This window comes from Myxococcus qinghaiensis (genome assembly GCF_024198215.1).
Lineage (GTDB): Bacteria > Myxococcota > Myxococcia > Myxococcales > Myxococcaceae > Myxococcus > Myxococcus qinghaiensis.
Genome location: NZ_JAKCFA010000015.1, coordinates 115,864 through 133,077, shown reverse-complemented (window position 1 = coordinate 133,077; position 17,214 = coordinate 115,864). Strand labels below are relative to the sequence as shown.

At 70.8% G+C, this 17,214-nt stretch carries 15 protein-coding genes; 6 read left to right on the top strand and 9 right to left on the bottom strand.

Annotated elements, in window-relative coordinates:
* Window positions 1–20: 20 nt before the first annotated feature.
* Genes LZ199_RS27075 through aroF form a run of 7 tightly spaced genes read right to left on the bottom strand, consistent with a single transcriptional unit; the run spans window position 21 to window position 6,844 of the window.
* Window positions 21–1,310, bottom strand: a complete 1,290-nt coding sequence (locus LZ199_RS27075; RefSeq protein WP_253996651.1) for a 3-phosphoshikimate 1-carboxyvinyltransferase — start codon at window positions 1,308–1,310, stop codon at window positions 21–23.
* Window positions 1,307–2,377, bottom strand: a complete 1,071-nt coding sequence (locus LZ199_RS27070) for a 3-dehydroquinate synthase (protein WP_253996650.1) — start codon at window positions 2,375–2,377, stop codon at window positions 1,307–1,309. The genes LZ199_RS27075 and LZ199_RS27070 overlap by 4 nt, the downstream gene beginning before the upstream one ends.
* Window positions 2,374–3,393 (bottom strand): chorismate synthase, encoded by a 1,020-nt coding sequence (gene aroC / locus LZ199_RS27065; protein WP_253996649.1) that lies wholly within the window; start codon window positions 3,391–3,393, stop codon window positions 2,374–2,376. The genes LZ199_RS27070 and aroC overlap by 4 nt, the downstream gene beginning before the upstream one ends.
* The gene (locus LZ199_RS27060; RefSeq protein ID WP_253996648.1) at window positions 3,390–4,661 is read right to left on the bottom strand and encodes a shikimate dehydrogenase; all 1,272 of its coding nucleotides are present in this window, start codon (window positions 4,659–4,661) and stop codon (window positions 3,390–3,392) included. The genes aroC and LZ199_RS27060 overlap by 4 nt, the downstream gene beginning before the upstream one ends.
* The gene (locus LZ199_RS27055; RefSeq protein WP_253996647.1) at window positions 4,658–5,203 is read right to left on the bottom strand and encodes a shikimate kinase; all 546 of its coding nucleotides are present in this window, start codon (window positions 5,201–5,203) and stop codon (window positions 4,658–4,660) included. Before LZ199_RS27055 ends, LZ199_RS27060 begins: the two co-directional genes overlap by 4 nt.
* Window positions 5,204–5,240: 37 nt before the next feature.
* The gene (gene ubiE / locus LZ199_RS27050; protein WP_253996646.1) at window positions 5,241–5,930 is read right to left on the bottom strand and encodes a bifunctional demethylmenaquinone methyltransferase/2-methoxy-6-polyprenyl-1,4-benzoquinol methylase UbiE; all 690 of its coding nucleotides are present in this window, start codon (window positions 5,928–5,930) and stop codon (window positions 5,241–5,243) included.
* The gene (gene aroF / locus LZ199_RS27045) at window positions 5,927–6,844 is read right to left on the bottom strand and encodes a 3-deoxy-7-phosphoheptulonate synthase (protein WP_253996645.1); all 918 of its coding nucleotides are present in this window, start codon (window positions 6,842–6,844) and stop codon (window positions 5,927–5,929) included. The genes ubiE and aroF overlap by 4 nt, the downstream gene beginning before the upstream one ends.
* 104 nt (window positions 6,845–6,948) lie before the next feature.
* On the opposite strand from aroF, the gene LZ199_RS27040 reads away from it, so the two are divergent.
* From LZ199_RS27040 to menE, 6 genes are read left to right on the top strand one after another with little or no spacing between them, the layout of a single operon-like run.
* Window positions 6,949–8,262: an isochorismate synthase gene (locus tag LZ199_RS27040; RefSeq protein WP_253996644.1), complete on the top strand. Its 1,314-nt coding sequence runs from the start codon at window positions 6,949–6,951 to the stop codon at window positions 8,260–8,262.
* Entirely contained in the window at window positions 8,246–10,015 is a 1,770-nt protein-coding gene (gene menD / locus LZ199_RS27035; protein ID WP_253996643.1) for a 2-succinyl-5-enolpyruvyl-6-hydroxy-3-cyclohexene-1-carboxylic-acid synthase, read from the top strand. Before LZ199_RS27040 ends, menD begins: the two co-directional genes overlap by 17 nt.
* Window positions 10,006–10,866 carry a 2-succinyl-6-hydroxy-2,4-cyclohexadiene-1-carboxylate synthase gene (gene menH / locus LZ199_RS27030; RefSeq protein ID WP_253996642.1) on the top strand — a complete coding sequence of 287 codons (861 nt, stop codon included), beginning with the start codon at window positions 10,006–10,008 and terminating at the stop codon, window positions 10,864–10,866. Before menD ends, menH begins: the two co-directional genes overlap by 10 nt.
* Entirely contained in the window at window positions 10,863–11,786 is a 924-nt protein-coding gene (locus LZ199_RS27025; protein ID WP_253996641.1) for a 1,4-dihydroxy-2-naphthoate polyprenyltransferase, read from the top strand. The genes menH and LZ199_RS27025 overlap by 4 nt, the downstream gene beginning before the upstream one ends.
* Window positions 11,787–11,795: 9 nt before the next feature.
* Complete coding sequence (locus tag LZ199_RS27020; protein WP_253996640.1) at window positions 11,796–12,956, top strand: mandelate racemase/muconate lactonizing enzyme family protein; 1,161 nt, start codon at window positions 11,796–11,798, stop codon at window positions 12,954–12,956.
* Window positions 12,953–14,395 (top strand): o-succinylbenzoate--CoA ligase, encoded by a 1,443-nt coding sequence (gene menE / locus LZ199_RS27015; protein WP_253996639.1) that lies wholly within the window; start codon window positions 12,953–12,955, stop codon window positions 14,393–14,395. The genes LZ199_RS27020 and menE overlap by 4 nt, the downstream gene beginning before the upstream one ends.
* Before the next feature lie 128 nt (window positions 14,396–14,523).
* On the opposite strand, the gene LZ199_RS27010 is transcribed toward menE, so the two are convergent.
* Window positions 14,524–16,272, bottom strand: a complete 1,749-nt coding sequence (locus LZ199_RS27010; RefSeq protein WP_253996638.1) for a DUF6311 domain-containing protein — start codon at window positions 16,270–16,272, stop codon at window positions 14,524–14,526.
* Between the two features lie 370 nt (window positions 16,273–16,642).
* Window positions 16,643–16,855 carry a hypothetical protein gene (locus LZ199_RS27005; protein WP_253996637.1) on the bottom strand — a complete coding sequence of 71 codons (213 nt, stop codon included), beginning with the start codon at window positions 16,853–16,855 and terminating at the stop codon, window positions 16,643–16,645.
* Between the last annotated feature and the right edge of the window lie 359 nt (window positions 16,856–17,214).

Genomic DNA, 17,214 nt, shown 5'->3' with positions numbered 1-17,214 from the left:
TGGGGAGACACTGATGCTTCCTACAGCTGCTCGGAAATACGCGCTCCCGAGCGGGACAACTGCCGCCAGAAGCCGGGAAAACTCTTCTCGACACACTCAGGGCCAGTCAGGACGAGGGTCGCTCCAGACAGCACGCTGAGTGTCGCGGCCGTCATCGCCAGGCGGTGGTCCCCCCGGCTGTCCATCTCGAAGCGGGCAGGAGGGGCCACCGGAGGCGTCAGGTGGAGGATTTCCCCCTGAAGCTCCGTGGTGCCCCCGTAGGCCTTCACGAGGTCTCGGATACCTTCCAACCGGTCGCTTTCTTTGAGTCGGAGAATTCCGACGTCCGTCAGCGTGGAGGGCGCGGGGAGTACACAGGCGAGCGCCGCCAGGGTGGGTAGCAGGTCCGGGCACTCCTTGCCTGAAGCCCGCAGGCCTCCGGCGGGACGTCCCGTCACCTTCAGGGTGTGTGCCGGGCCCGCTGGCGTGGTGCCCAGGCCCACCTGCTCGATGAGGCGGAGGATGGCCTGGTCCGGATGGGCGCTGGCCGAATCAGCCCGCTCCACCGTGCCGCCGGCCTTCCAGGCGACGAGCAGGAGATAACCTAATGAGGACCAATCCCCGGGGAGAGAGGGGACGCTCGGTGGGGGCGTGTAGCTGGAGACGGTGTATCGGGAGTCGGACTTCTGGACCTCGAAGCCGAAGCGCTCCAACCACGTCAGCGTGAGCTCCAGGTAGCCGGCGCTCGTCAGCGTGCCTTCGATTTCGACGCTCCACGCGCGGCGCTCCCGGAGGAACAGCGCGGCGCAGCCCAGGAGCAGGCTGGAGGCGTACTGGCTGCTCTGGTCGCCGGGCACCCGGAAGACGGGCGACACCTTCGAGGTGTCCGTCGGCGCGGTGAGCTCCACGGGCCACGGGCTTCCCTCGGTGAGGACGAGGCCGGCGGGGCCGAGCGCGTCCTTCAGCGAGGTGAAGAGCGGGCCGTGAGGACGCTCACCCAGGCGGGGCGTGCCGGTGAGGCTCACGCGCGCGCCTGGAGTCACCGCGACCTGGGTGGCGAGGATGCGGAAGGGAGCGCCACCGTCCGCGCAGTCCACGGCGCGCACGGGGCCGGGGGGCAGGCGCAGGGCTTCCACGCCCCGGCGCAGCACGCGCACGTCGGCGGGGAGGTCCTCGTCCGACTCGGCCTGGACGGAGGGCAGGGGCCAGGCGCCGGTGAGGTGTCCGAGCACCAGGGCGCGCTGCGCGTCCGACTTGGAGACGGGAGGGGTGAGCGGCGAAGCCTTCAGGCCACTCGGGTCCAGGAGGATTCGACGGGTGCTGGTGCTCACGGGCGCACCGCCTTCGTCCACGACGGCCACAGCTCGCGCCACGTGCTGGCCGCCACGTCGCGGACCTCGGTGGCGCCGATGGCGGTCAACAGCACCATGCGCAGCTCGCCCCGGGCTCCCGCCTTCTTGTCGGCGTCGAGCAGCGTGGCGATGTCCTTGAGCGACGCGGGGCGCAGGAGGGCGGCGACCCGCTCGCGGCCGAGGACTCCCGGGCCGTCGATGAGGGCGCGCTCGACTTCGGCGGCCACGGGCGCGGGGGTGACGCCCAGGTGGCGACCCACGTCCAGGGCCAGGAGGATGCCAAGGCCCACGGCGTCACCGTGGGACAGCTTGAAGTGGGACACGCTCTCCAGCACGTGGCCGAAGGTGTGGCCGAAGTTGAGCACCCGGCGCAGGCCCTGGTGCTCGTACGGGTCCTGCTCGCAGACGCTCTCCTTGAGGGCGCGCGCGTCCTTCACCAGCTTCTCGAGCGCCGGCGGCTTGCGCAGATATCGGCGGAAGAGCGCGGCATCCAGGCTGATGATCATCTTCCACGCCTCGAGCGAGCCCTCGCGCACCTGAGTCGGCGACAGCGAGGCGAACAGCTCCGGGCAGATCCACGACTCCTCGGCGTAGTGGAAGACGCCGGCGGGGTTCTTCACGACGCGGCCCTTCACGGTGAGGTCCACCGCGCCCTTGCCACCCAGGCTGCTGTCGACGGCGGCGAGCAGCGTGGTGGGGACCTGCACCAACCTCACGCCGCGCTTGAGCAGGTGGGCTGCGACGGTGGACACATCGCCCACGGTGCCTCCGCCCACGGCGAGCAGCGTGCCGGAGCGCGGCAGGGACAGTCCCCCGGCGAGCACCTTCTCCAGGGCCTTGAAGCTCTTCGCGCTCTCTCCGCCCACCAGCTGGACGATGGCGCGAGGATTCTGCGCCTCCAGCGCGGGGATGAGCCCCGGGTGCAGGCGGGCCACGGTGCGGTCCACCACCGCGAGGCTGCCTTCGGGGAGGCGTTTGGCGAGTCGGGAAAACGGTCCCCAGCGGTCGTTGGGAGGACGGTAGGCGCCGGGAGGGTAGGGGCTCATAGGGTGTTGGGGCGTGCGTTCATCTGTTGGACGAGGTCTGCGATGACCAGTGACACCATGGACTCCAGCACCGGAACGGCGCGGGGCATGATGCACGGGTCGTGACGGCCACCCTTCGCGTGGTCCGCCAGCGTCGCTGGGGGTTTGAAGAAAGCGCGGACCTGGAGCGGCTCACCATTGGTGAGGCCCCCCTGGATGCCGCCGTAGACGTCCTTGACCGAGTGGAACTGGGTGCCCGGCTGGCCGATGCGCTGGAGCAAGTCCGGCGGGCCCCAGACGACACCGGTGATGGCACCCACGCTGCCGAGCGCCTGCGCGATGAGCGCCTTGATCTTCCCGAAGATGGGCTCGCCCAGTCCCACGGGCAGGCCCTCCACGCGGATGTCGATGGAGCCGCCCAGGCTGTCCCCGGCTTCCTTCGCGGCGAGGATGCGGCGGGACATCTCCTCGCGGACGGCTTCGTCGGGGCAGCGCGTGGGGTGCGCATCCACCATGGCGCGCGTGAGGCCCGGCGCGGGCACGGAGGCGATGAGGTCACCGACCTGGGACACGTACGCGACGGTGCGCACGGTGGGCAGGTCCCGCTCCAGGTACGCCTCCGCGATGGTGCCGCCGATGACGCGGCAGAGCGTCTCGCGTCCGCTGGTGCGGCCGCCGCCGCGGTGGTCCCGGTGCTTGTAGCGCTCGCGCCACACGGCGTCCGCGTGGCCGGGCCGGTCCACCTGCTTGAGCTGCTCGTAGTCGCCCGAGCGCTGGTTCGTGTTGCGCACCATGGCGGCGATGGGCGTGCCGAGCGTCTTGTCCTCGAAGACGCCGGAGAGGATCTCCACCCGGTCCGGCTCGTTGCGAGGCGTGACGAGGGCGGACTGTCCGGGGCGGCGCCTGTCCAACGCGGCCTGGAGGCGCTCTTGCGTGAGGGGCACACCCGCGGGGCAGCCATCCACCACCGCGCCGAGCGCGGGGCCGTGGCTCTCACCAAAGGTCGTCAAACGGAAGAGGACTCCGAAGGTGTTCACGTTGCTGTCTCCCAAAGCTGTCGCTGCCGCCGGGCCTGCGCGACGAACCAGGCCGCACCCAGCAGGACCGGGGTGCCGCCGCGCCGCGTAATCTCCGCCGCGATGCGTCGGCCGGGCGCACCGTATGCGATCACCGCGACGCGTGCTCGCTCGAATCGCAGGGAATCCGGCGGCTCGACCTGGACCGGCCACGTCCAGACGCCCGCCCCGGTGAGGGGGGCCTGGATGTCGGCCCGGCGGAGGATGCGCAGGGCTTCACCGCGCTCGGCCGCCACGGTGCGCAGCGCGGACGTGGCGCCTCCGTCACCGAGGACGAAGACCTCCTTCGAGCCCAGGCGCTCCAGCACCTTCCGGGCGCCCTCGGTGTCCGTGTTGAAGGACTCCCACCGGGTGCCCCGGCGGACCAGGGTGTTGATGGCGTCCAGCGAGGAGCCGGTGTGCCGGGCCAAGGGCTTCTTGAACGGGCTGGTGACGGCGAAGCCCGCGTAGTGGGGCAGGAGCGAGTCCAGGAGCGCCTCGACGGGGCCGTCCTCGGGGATGTCGATGCGGTCGAACGGCTGCCGGTGGATGCGCGGCGAGCGTGAGTGGGCGATGGACATCCCGAAGATGCCCAGCCGCAGCGGGGCGGGAATCGTGGTGCGGTCCGCGCCGCGCCACTCCCGGACGACGTCGTCGAGAAGCCGCTGACCCGGCGCCGCGGCCCATGAGCCACCGGCCGCCACGTAGTCGAGCACGTTGTTCCGGGCGAGCACGGCCCGCGCGGGCAGCGCCACCGCGCCCATGCCGAGCACCGTGACACGCGTCACGCCGAACCGCTCCGCCAGCCGACGCTGGGTTTCCAGCAGGGTGCCGACATGGTCCGGATGGGCCATGGGCTCCACGTGCTTCACCAGCGCGTCGGGAGGCACATCGCGCTCCCACAGGCGCAGCGCTTCGTCGGTGGTGAGCTGCCGGTCCGCATGGTGCGACGCGAGCAGCTTGCCGGAGGGCGCGTCGAGCGAGCCCTGGTGCCCGGTGGCATCCATCAAGTCCCGGTCCACGCGCCACGCGGCAGAGACCCAGGACGGGGGCAGCGGCTTGCCACGCTCGGAGACGAGCAGCGGGAGGACGGCCGCGAGCGCCGCCGGGTCCACGGCCTCCGGGGTGTGCAGGTCCGTGCGAATCTCCAGCACGTCGGCGCCGCGACGCTGGCACTCCCGGGCGAAGTGCACGGCGTCGGTGCCGAGCAGGGTGGGAGGCAGCGTCACGACACGCCGTGCGGGCGTCACGGGGACTCCTGGAGGTGGAGGCAGCCCCGGAGGAAGTCCACCAGGGCGACGGTGGGAACGCGGGCGTGCAGGGCCTCGCGCTCATGGAAGACGGAGGAGAGCTCCTCCTCCAGGGAGACCGCCGGACGCAGCCGAGGTCGGGTGCGGTCGTGGAGCAGTCGCTCCCGGTAGGTCTCGAACGTCACCGGGATGAGCAGGGTGAACATCCCCGCCAGCGCGTCCGGGTGGTGCGAGAGGAAGCCGCCACCCACCGCCACGAGCGTTCCGGAGGGAAGCTCCAGGAGCGCCTGGCGCTCGGCGGCGCGGAACTCCGTGGGAGCCTCCGCGACCCACTTGCGCAGCGGGCGTCCGTGGACGTGCTCCAGGTGGGCGTCCAGGTCTAGCCCCCGCCGCTCCAACAGCCCGCCGATGCGGGGCAGCAGCGTGGACTTGCCCGCGCTGCGGTGGCCACACAGCACCACCGTCTGGCCTGTGTCCGGGCGGGGCGTGGGCCCCGGACGCGCGACGGCTTCTCTCAGTGTCGGCGCGAGCCGGGGATCCACTGAGTTGAGGACATGCTCGACGAGTCTTCTGCGGCCTTCAGCGGACGGTGCCGACATACACGTTCGCCGTACCGAACGTCAGCGGATGCGCGCTTCGCTCCGCATAGGCGCCGGACTGGTCCATCAGCGTCAGGAAACGGTCCCCGGCGGGGAAGGCCGCCGAAGTGCGGGGCAGGTACTCATAGGCCGCGCGGTTGCCGGTGAGCATGCCGCCAATCGCCGGCATCACCGTCTTGCTGTAGAAGCGGAAGAGCGCTCCGAAGACGCCGCTGGGCTGGCCGAACTCCAGCACCACCACCCGGCCGCCCGGCTTCACCACGCGCCCCATCTCACTGAGGCACTTCACCGGGTCATCCACGTTGCGGATGCCGAAGGCGATGGAGGCCACGTCGAAGCTGTTGTCCGCGAAGGGCAGGGCCATCGCGTCGGCGACCTGGAAGTCCACCTGGAGGCCCGCCTTGGCCGCCTTCGCGGGGGCGCTCTCCAGCATCTCCGGGCAGAAGTCCGTGCCCACGACGCGGCCGTTGCTTCCCACCTTGCGCTTGAAGACCAGCGCCAGGTCACCGGTGCCGGAGGCGCAGTCGAGGACGCTGTCGCCTTCCTTGGCCCGGCTGAGTCGCACGGCGGTGCGGCGCCACAGGCGGTGGATGCCGAACGACAGGACCTCGTTCGTCACGTCGTACCGCGTGGCGATGGAGGAGAACATCTGACGGACTTCGGTACTCATCGCGCCCTCACGACCTGGGCCGGACTCTCCGGCCGCCAAAGGTGTCGGCCCACCGCGTCTAGCACGGCTGGCAGCCGCTGCATCAACGTTTGGAAGCGCTCCGGCGTCAGGGCCTGGGCCCCGTCGCACAGCGCCTGCTCCGGCTTCGCATGGACCTCAATCAACAACCCGTCCGCCCCCGCCGCCGCCGCCGCCAGGGACATGGGGAGGATGAGCTCCACCTGTCCCGTCGCATGCGAGGGGTCGACGATAACGGGCAGGTGCGTGCGCTGCTTGGCCCAGGCGACGGCCGCCAGGTCCAGCGTGTTGCGCATCTCCGTCTCGAACGTCCGGATGCCCCGCTCGCACAGCAGCACCTGCTCGTTGCCGCCCTCCAGGAGGTACTCGGCCGCCAGCAGCCACTCCTGCACCGTGGCGGACAGCCCCCGCTTCAGCAGCACCGGGCGGCGAATCTTTCCCAGCGCGCGCAGCAGGGAGAAGTTCTGCATGTTCCGCGCGCCCACCTGGAGGATGTCCGCGGACTCAGCCATGAAGGGAATCTGCGCGGTCTCCATCACTTCACTGATGATGGGCAGTCCGTGCCGGCGCCCGGTGTCGGCCAGCAGGTGAAGCCCCGGCTCTCCCATGCCCTGAAACGCGTAGGGACTGGTGCGAGGCTTGAACACGCCGCCCCGGAGGACATGGGCGCCGGCCTGCGCGACGGCCGCGGCGGTCCGGTCCACCTGCTCCACGCCCTCCACGGCACAGGGGCCAGCCATGACGACGAACCCCGGGCCGCCTACCTCCACGGTCCCCACGCGGACACGCGTGCCCTCGGGACGGAATGCTCGGAGCACCCGCCGCGCACCCGTGTCCTTTCCGGCGTTTGCCGGCACGGATTCGTCTGGCTGCTTGCCTCCCACGAGCCCTCCCATCCACCGAGTTCAAGAGGTTTTGAACTCCTTGGTGCATGTATAGCCGAGATGGCTTAGAAGACAACCGAAGGTGATTTCAGGGCAGTCGCGGATGAGGACCGCTGATGAAGACGCTCAATCCCGTTGAGGGCCAGCGCTGGGTGGCCGGAATGATGCCCCTGGCGGCGGTGGATCCACTCTCCGGAGCGGATTCGCTGGGCGTGCCGACGGTGTATTGGGAGCGGCCCCTGGAGCGGGAAGCGGCGGCGGGGTGGGGTGAGGCGGCGGTGGTGGTGGCGTCGGAGTCCGGGCAGGTGCCCGAGGTCCTGAACACGCTGGCCGCGACGTCACTGCGCTGGTTGGGCGAGGTGCCCGACAACCTTCCGGGTCCCTGGTTCGGCGGAATCCGGTTCGGCGCGACGGGCCTTCCTGATGAGGCCTGGGCGGCGCACGGCGTGGCGCGCTGGACGCTGCCGGAGGTGCTGGTGTGGCGCACCGCGAGCGGCCTGTCCGTGGCGGCCTTCGCGCCCGAGGGACGGGGCGGCGAGGACCTGGTGCGCTCGCGGCTGGAGCGGGTGCGTGCGCGCTTCTCCGCGGCCTATCGACATGCGCGGGGCGGTGAGGTCGCGCTGTCGCTGACGTCGTCGCGTCCGGAGTTCGAGGCGCGGGTGGAGCGGGCGCTGGAAGCCATTGCTTCGGGACAGCTCCAGAAGGTGGTACTGGCGCGCGCCGTGGACGTGGAGGGGCCGGCGCCCTTCGACGTGGTGGAGGTGCTGGCGCGGCTGCGGGAGCAGAACCCTCGCTGCGCCACCTTCTTGTTTCGAGCGCCGGACGGGACGTGCTTCCTGGGCGCGACGCCGGAGACGCTGTGTCGGGTGGAGGGGCGGGTGCTGGAGACGGAGGCGCTCGCGGGGACGGCCGCGCCGCATCTGGCCGAGGGGCTGCGGGGCCAGGACAAGGACGTGCGCGAGCACGAAGCGGTGGTTCGCTACATCCTCGCGACGGTGCGGGGCCTGGCCACCGAGGACGTGCGGGCTGACGCGGAGCCCCGGTTGTTGGCGTTGAAGAACGTGGTGCACCTGCGCACGGGCATCCGCGCGGAGCTGCGCGAGGGCGTGTCGGCGGCGCAGGTGGTGGGGGCGCTGCATCCCACGCCCGCGGTGGGAGGAACTCCGCGTGAGCGCGCGCTGTTCTTCCTGGTGGAGCACGAGGGGCTGGACAGGGGTTGGTATGCGGGGCCGGTGGGGTGGGTGGGGCCGGGGCGTGCGCACCTGATGGTGGCGTTGCGCTCGGCGCGCGTGCGGGGCTCGCGGGCCCGGTTGTACGTGGGTTGCGGAATCGTGGCCGGCTCCATCGCGGAGGCGGAGTGGCGGGAGACGGAGATGAAGAGTCTGGCCGTGTTGCGTGCGTTGGGAGGCGGGGATGTCGGGCGACAGTAATCTCAACCTGCTGTGGGCTCGCGCGCTCGTGGAGGAGCTGGTTCGCGGTGGCGCGCGGCACGCCGTGGTGTGCCCGGGCTCGCGCTCCTCGCCGCTGGCGCTGGCGTGTGCTCGCGCGGAGGGCCTGCGCACCTGGTCCATCATCGACGAGCGCAGCGCGGGCTTCTTCGGGCTGGGGCTCGCGAAGCAGTCCCGCGCGCCGGTGATTCTCGTGGCGACGAGCGGCACGGCGGGCGCGCACTTCTATCCCGCGGTCATCGAGGCCTCGCTGTCGCAGGTGCCGCTGGTGGTGTTGACGGCGGACCGGCCGCTGGAGCTGCAGGGCTGGGGCGCGGCGCAGACGGTGCCCCAGGCGCACTTCTATGGCGAGCACGCGCGCAGCTTCACGGACGTGGGAGTCCCGGAGGCCAGTGACGTCGCGTTGATCCACCTGCGCGCCACCGCCGCTCGGGCCGTGGCCACCGCGCTGCGCATGCCGCGTGGCGCCGTGCAGCTCAACGTGCCCTTCCGCGAGCCGCTCGCTCCGGTGACCGAGGCCTTTGGCGAGGAGCGCCTGTCCGAGCTGTCGAAGGCGGGCCGCGCGGGTGCGCCGCTCACGCGAATCGTGCCGCCGATGCAAGAGCCGGACGCTTCGGTGCTGGAGTCCCTGCGTCAGCGCATCGCCGCGACGGAGCGGGGTGTCATCGTCTGTGGCCCCCGTGACGAGGCGGACGGGTTCGCGGACGCCATCTCCGCGCTGTCCCAGGCCACGGGCTACCCGGTGCTCGCCGAGGCGACGTCGCAGGCGCGCTACGGCGGTGGGCCGCTCACGCTCTCGTACTACGACGCGCTGTTGCGCCATGCGCCCTTCGCCAAGACGCACCGGCCGGAGCTGGTGCTGCGCTTCGGTGGCGGGCTGACGCCCAAGTCGCCGCAGCAGTGGTTGGAGGCGTCGGGCTCGGACGTCGTCCTCTTCAGTGATGGGGGCGCGTTGTTCGACCCCACGCATCGCGCGGCGACGGTGGTGGAGGGCTCGGCGGTGGCGGCCTGCGCGGCGCTGACGAAGGGGCAGACGCGAGGCCCGGGTCGGTGGGCGCAGGCCTTCCTCGCGGCGGAGCGACTGGCGCGAGGCGCGCTCGAAGCCGCGTTCGCCGAGCGGCCCGAGTCGCTCAGCGAGCCGAGAATCGCCCGCGAGGTGGTGGCCGCGCTTCCGGCGGGTGCTCCGCTGTTCGTGTCCAGCAGCATGCCCATCCGCGACGTGGACGCCTTCGCGCCGGCGGGTCCGGTGCCGCTGAGGGTGCTGGCCAACCGTGGGGCGAATGGCATCGACGGCATCATCTCCAGCGCGCTGGGCATGGCCGCCGCGGCCTCGCGTCCCGCCGTGCTGCTCACCGGCGACCTGGCGCTGCTTCACGACGTGGGCGCCTTCGTCACGGCGTCGCGTTCGCGCGTGCCGCTGACGGTGGTCGCCGTGAACAACGACGGCGGCGGCATCTTCTCGTTCCTGCCGATTGCCCAGGCGGCGAAGCCGGACGAGTTCGAGACGCTGTTCGGCACCCCGCACGGCGTGGACCTGTCGCATGCGGCGGCGCTCGGAGGGGCGCGGCTGCACCGGCCGACGACGCCCTCCGCGCTGCGGTCGGCGGTACGTGAAGGACTCGAAGGCGGCCTGCACCTCGTGGAGGTTCGCGTGGACCGGGCCGCGAACGTGGATGACCACCGGCAGCTCTTCACGAGGATGGCAGCCGCACTGGGAGACGGACCATGGGCATGAAACTGGCCTACGAGACGTGGGGAGAAGGCTCTCGGCCCCTCGTGCTGCTGCACGGCTTCACCGGCAACCGGGCCTCGTTCAACGGACTGCGTCCGCTGCTGGGGCGCTCCGTGCGAGCCATCGCGGTGGACCTGCCGGGGCATGGCGCCACGCCATTGCCCACGCGACAGGGCCGCGACGGCTTCCTGGAGACGGTGGACGCGCTGGTCGCCCTGGTCGACTCGCTGGGCGCGGGCACGGTGGATCTGCTCGGCTATTCGCAGGGCGCGCGGGTGGCGCTGGCCGCGGCCGTGCGCGCGCCGGACCGGTTCGGCCGGCTCATCATGGAGAGCGGCTCGCCGGGGCTGCACCGCCGTCAGGAGCGTGCCGCGCGACGTGAGGCGGACGCGCAGCTCGCGGCCTTCATCCGCGCCCGGGGCGTGGACGCCTTCGTGGAGCGCTGGGAGGCGCTGCCCCTGTTCGACGGCCTTCGCGCCATGCCCGAGGAGCGTCGCGCCGTGCTGCGCGCCCACCGTCGGGCCTGCACCGCGGAGGGGCTCGCCGGGGCGCTGGAGTGCCTGGGGCTCGGAGTGCAACCGGATTACTGGTCGGAGCTGCACCACCAGCGACTACCCACGTTGCTGCTCACGGGAGCGCGGGACGAGAAGTTCACGCAGACGGCGCGCAAGATGGCGACGGAGCTTCCGGTGGTGTGGCGACATGCCTTCTCGGATTGCGGCCACGCGCCGCACCTGGAGGCGCCGGAGGGCTACGCCCGGGAGGTGCTGGGGTTCCTCCAGACGCCCTGGTACGAGGCGCCCCAGTTCGAGGCCGCCACCGCGGCGGTGAGTCCCGAGAGGATGAACCCGTGAGTACGTCCGTGCCGGGAGCCCCGGTGGCCATGGTGAAGCCTCGGCCCACGGTGAAGACGTGGTTGATGGCGGTGCGTCCCAAGACGCTGACGGCGGCGCTGGTGCCGGTGCTGGTGGGGACGACGCTCGCGTTCGGCCTGGGCGTGGGGCGCATCGTCCCGGCCCTGGCGGCGCTCCTGGGCGCGGTGCTCATCCAGATTGGCACCAACTTCATCAACGACTACTACGACTTCAAGAAGGGCGCGGACACGCATGAGCGGCTCGGGCCGGTGCGAGTCACGCAGAGCGGCCTCATCGCGCCGGGCACGGTGCTGTTGGGCGCGGCCATCTGCTTCGCCCTGGCGACGGCGGTGGGGGCGTACCTCGTGGCGGTGGGCGGCTGGCCCATCGTCGCGATTGGACTCGCGTCGCTCCTCTGTGGCTACGCGTACACGGGCGGGCCGTTCCCCCTGGGCTACAACGGCCTGGGCGACCTCTTCGTCTTCATCTTCTTCGGGCTCGTCGCGGTGACGGGGACCTTCTACGTGCAGGCCGGCACGGTCCATCCGGCGGCGTGGTGGGCGGCGATTCCCGTGGGCGCGAGCGGCACCATGCTCATCGTCGTCAACAACCTGCGAGACGTCACCACGGACGTGAAGGCGGGCAAGCGCACACTCGCGGTGCGCTGGGGGACGACGGCGGGCAAGGCTGAGTACGTGCTGCTGCTCGGGGCTTCGTTCGCCACGCCGGTGGCGATGTTCGCACTGGGACTCGCGGGACCCTGGGTCTTTCTGTCGTTCCTGAGCCTGCCCCTGGTCGTGCCGCCGCTGAAGCGGGTGCTGCGAGAGCAGGGGGCCGCGCTGAACCCGGCGCTGGGCGGGACGGCGCGCTTCCAACTCTTCTTCGGAGTGCTGTTCGGGGTGGGCCTGTACCTGCGATGATGTGAGCTCATGCGCATTGTCCAGGCGACGCTGACCCCGCTGAAGTTGGAGCTGCTCCAGCCCTTGAAGACAGCCCGAGGCTCCTACTCCGCGCGCGAGGGTTTCCTCGTGCAGTTGGAGGACGAGGATGGGCGGGTAGGGCTCGGAGAAGCGATGCCGCTGCCGGAGTTCGGCACGGAGTCGCTGGCGGTGTGCGGCGAGGTGCTGGGGGCGTGGCTGTCGTCGCTGAAGGGCCAGTTGTTGGGCGACACGGTGCGCGCCGTCGAGGACACGCTGTCGCCCTTCCCGCCGACGGTGGCGCGTGGCGAGGGTGTTCGCGTCCGGGCCCGTCATCCCGCGCCTCCGGGTCCCGTGCCCGCCGCGGAGCATGCGCTGGAGCTGGCCCTGTTGGACCTGCTCGCGAAGCGCCAGGGTGTTCCGCTGTGCTGGCTGCTGGCGGAGGAGTCGCGTCCCGAGGTGCTGGTGAACGCGCTCTTGGGCGAGGAGTCCCCGGAGGCATTGGCGGAGGAGGCCCGGCGCGCGGTGGCCGAGGGCTATGGGACGCTGAAGCTGAAGGTGGCGACGCGCTCGTTGGAGGCGGATGAGCAGCGCGTGAAGGCGGTGCGCGAGGCCGTGGGGCCGGACGTGAAGCTGCGGCTGGACGCGAACGGCGGCTGGTCCGAGCCCGAGGCGAAGCGCGCGCTCGACAAGCTGGGTTGGTATGGCCTGGAGCTGGTGGAGCAGCCGACGCCGCCGGAGGACCTGTCGGCGCTGTGGCGTGTTCAGCGAAGGGCGCCGTGCATGGTGGCGGCGGACGAGTCGCTCGGCTCACCGGAGACGCTGCGCGCGCTGCTGTCGGTGGACCCGCTGTTGGGCGGTGGCCCGGCGGTGGGAGCGGTGGTGCTCAAGCCGATGGTGCTGGGTGGACTGCTCCCCGGGCTCGTGGTGGCGATGCGGGCCGCGCGGTTGGGGATGCAGGCGTATGTGACGAGCTCGCTGGATGGCGTGGTGGCGCGAGCGGGCGCGGCGCACCTGGCCGCCGCGCTGCCCTCGGGTGCGCTGGCCTCGGGGCTCGCGGTGGGGCGGCTCTTCGCGAAGGAGCCCGACTGGCATGACTACCAGCCCGTCCACGGGCGCATTCGTCTTCCGGAGTCGCCTGGACTGGGCCTGGATGTCGGGGCGTTGGTGTGACGAAGTTCGGGTGTCCCATTCGAGAAGGGGCCTCGCGTCACCCGGACGCGGAGGCGCTCACCTTCGCGGGACGCTCGTGGAGCTACGGCGCGCTGGAGGTAGAGGTGCGTCGGTGGGTGGCGGCGCTGGAGGCTCGCGGGATTGGCGCGGGCCATCGCGTCTGTGTGCTGGCCACGAATCACGCTGCCTGCGTGTTCCTCTTCTGGGCGTTGGGCCGACTCGGAGCCGTGCTGGCGCCGCTCAATGCGCGACTCACCCGCGCGGAGCTGGAGCCCCTGGCCCAGGATGTCGAGCCGAGCCTGACGCTTGCCCTGGGGGCCTTGCGTGAGCGGCTGGTCGGCGCGGAGGACATGGAGTCCTTCGTGGGAGAGGCTTCGTCCGACACGTGCGTGGAGCTGGAGGAGGGCGAGCCTCGCGTCGTCCTCTTCACCAGTGGGACGACGGGAAGGCCCAAGGGGGCGGTGCTGACGGAGGGGAACTTCCGGGCGTCCTCACGTGGCTCGGCGGCAAACTTGGGAGAACACCGGGCACCCCGCTGGCTGGGGACGTTGCCGCTGTTCCACGTTGGTGGACTCGCGATGCTCACGCGCACGGCATACGAGGGTGGCTGCCTCGTGTTGCACGAGCGCTTCGATGCGGAAGCCGCGTGTCGAGCCATCGACGATGAGGTCGTGTCGCACGCGAGCCTCGTCGCCACCACGCTGGAGCGGGTGCTGGATGTTCGAGCGGGGCGTCGCGTGCCGGAGTCCTTCAAGCTGGCGTTGATTGGCGGAGGGCCGGTGCCCGTGCCCTTGTTGGAGCGGGCGCGCGCGGTGGGACTGCTCGCGCTCCAGACGTACGGGCTCACCGAGGCGTGCTCACAGGTGACGACGGAGCGACCCTCTGACGCGGATGGGCGGACCGCCGGGCCACCGCTGCCAGGGACGGAGGTTCGAATCGTCGGGGAACACGGCGACGTGCGAGGCCCGGGGCAGGAGGGCGACATCGAGGTCCGTGGCCCCACGGTGATGGCGGGCTATTGGCGAAGGCCCGAGGCCACGAGCGAAGTTTTGCGTGATGGCTGGCTGCACACGAAGGACCTCGGGATGCTCGACGCACGAGGCTGCCTCACGGTGCTGTCGCGCCGCACGGACCTCATCGTCCGGGGCGGTGAGAACATCTACCCGGCCGAGGTGGAGGCGGTGCTCGCCAATCATCCATCGGTGCAGGAGGCCGCCGTCGTCGGCGTGAGGGACGCGCGCTGGGGCGAAGTCCCCGTGGCTTTCGTTGTCCTGCGCGTGGGCCAGCCAAGCCCCCAGGTGGAAGAGATGGAGGCATGGTGTCGCCAGTCGCTCGCGGGCTTCAAGCTGCCGGCTCGGTTCCTCTGGGTCGAAGCCCTGCCACGCAATGCGATGGGGAAGCTGGAGCGCCCAGCGTTGCGCAAGGCCGCCGAGGAGTGAACTTGCCGGCGCGGTTCCTCGAGGTGGAGGCCCTGCCACGAAATGCGATGGGGAAGCTGGAGCGCCGCGCGTTGCGCAAGGCCGCGGGGGAGTGAGCTCGCGCCGCTGGGAGCGCGAGCATCACCGGCTCACGGAGGGCTGCCCGCTGTCGGAGGCATCGGCGCGCGGACGGGTGTTCGGAGCAGGGTCTCCCGAAAGTGACTCTCCCGAGCCGTCACGCAGACGGTGAATCCCTCCACCAGTCCGCACGTGACACGGTCACCCAGCCGCTGGAACAGCTCCAGCTTCGGAGCGTCGACGACGTAGAGCGCATCGTCCGCGAGGCGCCCGTTCTCGACGTCGTTCGTGAGCGCCGAGCAGACCTCCGCGATGTGCTTCTCGTTGATGCGCGCCGCATAGCCGCTGTTTGTCGTCATGCGCTTGCGGTATGCGAGGTCTCCCCAGAGCAGGTAGTCATCCAGGGCGAAGGTGCTCTTGACGCAAGGCACGTCCGCGTCACGGATGGAGGGCGGGAACAGCACGACGTGCCGGTAGCTGGAGTCCAGGCTCTCCCACTCCGGTGCACGCAGACGGGGCCACGGCGCGGGCTGGAACCGCTCGCCCGTCCACAGCTGCGCAGTGTCCGCGGCCTGCGCAATCACGGCGACCAGCATCACCGTGGTGGCGACCGCCGGGTATCGCCGCCACCGCCACATGGCGAGCGCGAGGATGGCGGTGAGCGCGAAGTAGTGGAGTGGCCAGATGAACCGTCCCGACGCGCGGAACACCCCGAGGATGGGCATGAGGGGGTCGGCCACCTTGCGCATCGTCAGCACGTCCTGTCCCGCCAGGGTCATCCGCGTGGAGAACGCGAGGAGCGAGAGCAGCACCACCATGACCACCAGCGGCAGCCGCGCCTTCACCTGCATCCGCGCCTGGGGCCACCATGAAGAGGGCCTCCCCAGCAGGGCGAGGAGGGCGAGCGCGAGCACGCCGGTGCCCAGATAACCAAACCCCTCGTACTGCTCCACGCGGGAGGGCAACCACGGCAGCACGCGCGACCAGCCCATGGGGTTGATGAGCGCGAGCATGTCCGCGCTGTAGACGCCGAAGCTGCTCGTCCCGCCGCGCACGTCCGTGCCCACGTAGCCGAAGGCGACGAACAGGGTGAGCACCACCAGGCTCATCACTCCGGACACCGCCGCTCCCTGGCGCCAGGTGAGCCAGCGTTCCGTGCGCACCGTGGTGATGAGCAGCGCTAGCGAGAGCGCGAAGACCATCACCGCGAGGTAGGGATGCGTGCCGGCCGCGTACGCGTTGAGCAACAGCGCCCCGCCCAGCGAGCGCCAGGCCGCCTGCGAGTTCGTCCGAGGCTTCAGGTGGAGCCAGAGCAGCGCCGTGAGCACCCACTGGGCGCAGAGGGTGTCGTGTCCCATGCGATGCGTGAGCACGGGCGCCAGCACAAAGAACGCGGCGCCGAGCACCTGCTGGGAGGCTCGAGGGGTGAACAGCGCCATGAGCTTCGCGCCCATGAACCCCTGGAGTGCCAGACACAGGGCGAGCCACGGACCGATGAACTGGAAGTCGCGGGGCAGCCAGCCGGAGAAGGGCTTGAGCAGCAGAGAAACCCACGGGTTCGAGTCGGAGAAGCCGACCGTCATCGTGAGCGGGGTCATCAACCCGGGCGTCCTGCCGAGCGGGAAGCCCCACGGCGCATCGCGGAAGAACATCCAGCCGAGCACGTGCTGCGCCAGGTCGCCCCAGCCCAGCCACTCCAGGTACGTCGGGTCCAACGCGCGCCCGCCGCCCAGGGCGATGAGCCAGAGCACCCCCAGGAGCGCGCCCACCCAGGGCACCCATCGCCCGTGGCGTCCTTCCGTGTTGTTCACCACCGACATTCTCTCCAGGTCACCGCCGCCAGCGAGGTGACCGCCGGAGGAGGCAGGACGCATACCCTGGGACGTGGACCCGGGCCAGCCCGCCGAAAGCGCCCACGCAGGTCCTGCGCCGCGCCTGGGCCATTGAGCGAAGTCCTTGCGTGCCCCTGGGCGTCGCAGCGGGAACCCGGTAGTCTGAAGTGGGAGTGGATTGATGTGTCAATCAATCGTGAAACGAACCGCTTTTCTCAGGGCCCTTCCCTCGGAAGGGAGCTTTCGTGGGGCCCCTTGAAGGGACCTTTCACGCGCTCACCCTCGACGACGGGGCCTGGGCTCCTGGTGGGGACGTGACGCCGGAAGCCGGGGGACCTCCGGCGAGCGTCTGCCCGACTCAGGACTCCGAGACGGGGTGCCCCCAGGGATTGGTGCGCGGATACTCACGCAGCATCGCGCTCAGCCGGTACGCCGCCGCCACGGTGGCGCTGACGCGCACCCGCCGGGTGAGCGAGGCTCCACGGGCCGCCGCCGCGCCCAGTCGCGCGGCCTGCAGCGCGAGCTGTCGCTCCACCTCGGGGGACCAGCGGGAGAATTCGAGCCATTCCATCGGACTGCTCCTTCGCGAACTTCGCGTGAGGGGGAAGCGCCACCAAAGCATCCGTCGATCCCCGAAAGCACGACGCCGCGCGTTGCCCACGACGTCTGTGCTGCTTTCCCGACAGGGTCTCCGTTGCTACTCGACACTGCGATTTCATGCAGACGCAAAACTTGTAGCTCACGAGGAATACACGCCCACCTCGGCCCACGACGGGAATCCGCCGGGTAGGGAGCACCCCCCGCTTGCAACGGAAAACATCCGGGAGTGATTGGAAATTCTGTTCGAGGGGTGAAACTCAAACAGGCAAGGAATCCACCCCCAGGCGTTCTTTGAATCAAGAGGCACGGGGCGAGGCGGAGCGGTGGTAC

Excerpts from the sequence above, each read along its gene's own strand:
- LZ199_RS27070 (WP_253996650.1), bottom strand. The coding sequence starts at position 2,377 with ATGAGCCCCTACCCTCCCGGCGCCTACCGTCCTCCCAACGACCGCTGG.
- ubiE (WP_253996646.1), bottom strand. The coding sequence starts at position 5,930 with ATGAGTACCGAAGTCCGTCAGATGTTCTCCTCCATCGCCACGCGGTAC.
- aroF (WP_253996645.1), bottom strand. The coding sequence starts at position 6,844 with ATGGGAGGGCTCGTGGGAGGCAAGCAGCCAGACGAATCCGTGCCGGCA.
- LZ199_RS27040 (WP_253996644.1), top strand. The coding sequence starts at position 6,949 with ATGAAGACGCTCAATCCCGTTGAGGGCCAGCGCTGGGTGGCCGGAATG.
- menD (WP_253996643.1), top strand. The coding sequence starts at position 8,246 with ATGTCGGGCGACAGTAATCTCAACCTGCTGTGGGCTCGCGCGCTCGTG.
- menH (WP_253996642.1), top strand. The coding sequence starts at position 10,006 with ATGGGCATGAAACTGGCCTACGAGACGTGGGGAGAAGGCTCTCGGCCC.
- LZ199_RS27020 (WP_253996640.1), top strand. The coding sequence starts at position 11,796 with ATGCGCATTGTCCAGGCGACGCTGACCCCGCTGAAGTTGGAGCTGCTC.
- LZ199_RS27010 (WP_253996638.1), bottom strand. The coding sequence starts at position 16,272 with ATGTCGGTGGTGAACAACACGGAAGGACGCCACGGGCGATGGGTGCCC.
- LZ199_RS27005 (WP_253996637.1), bottom strand. The coding sequence starts at position 16,855 with ATGGAATGGCTCGAATTCTCCCGCTGGTCCCCCGAGGTGGAGCGACAG.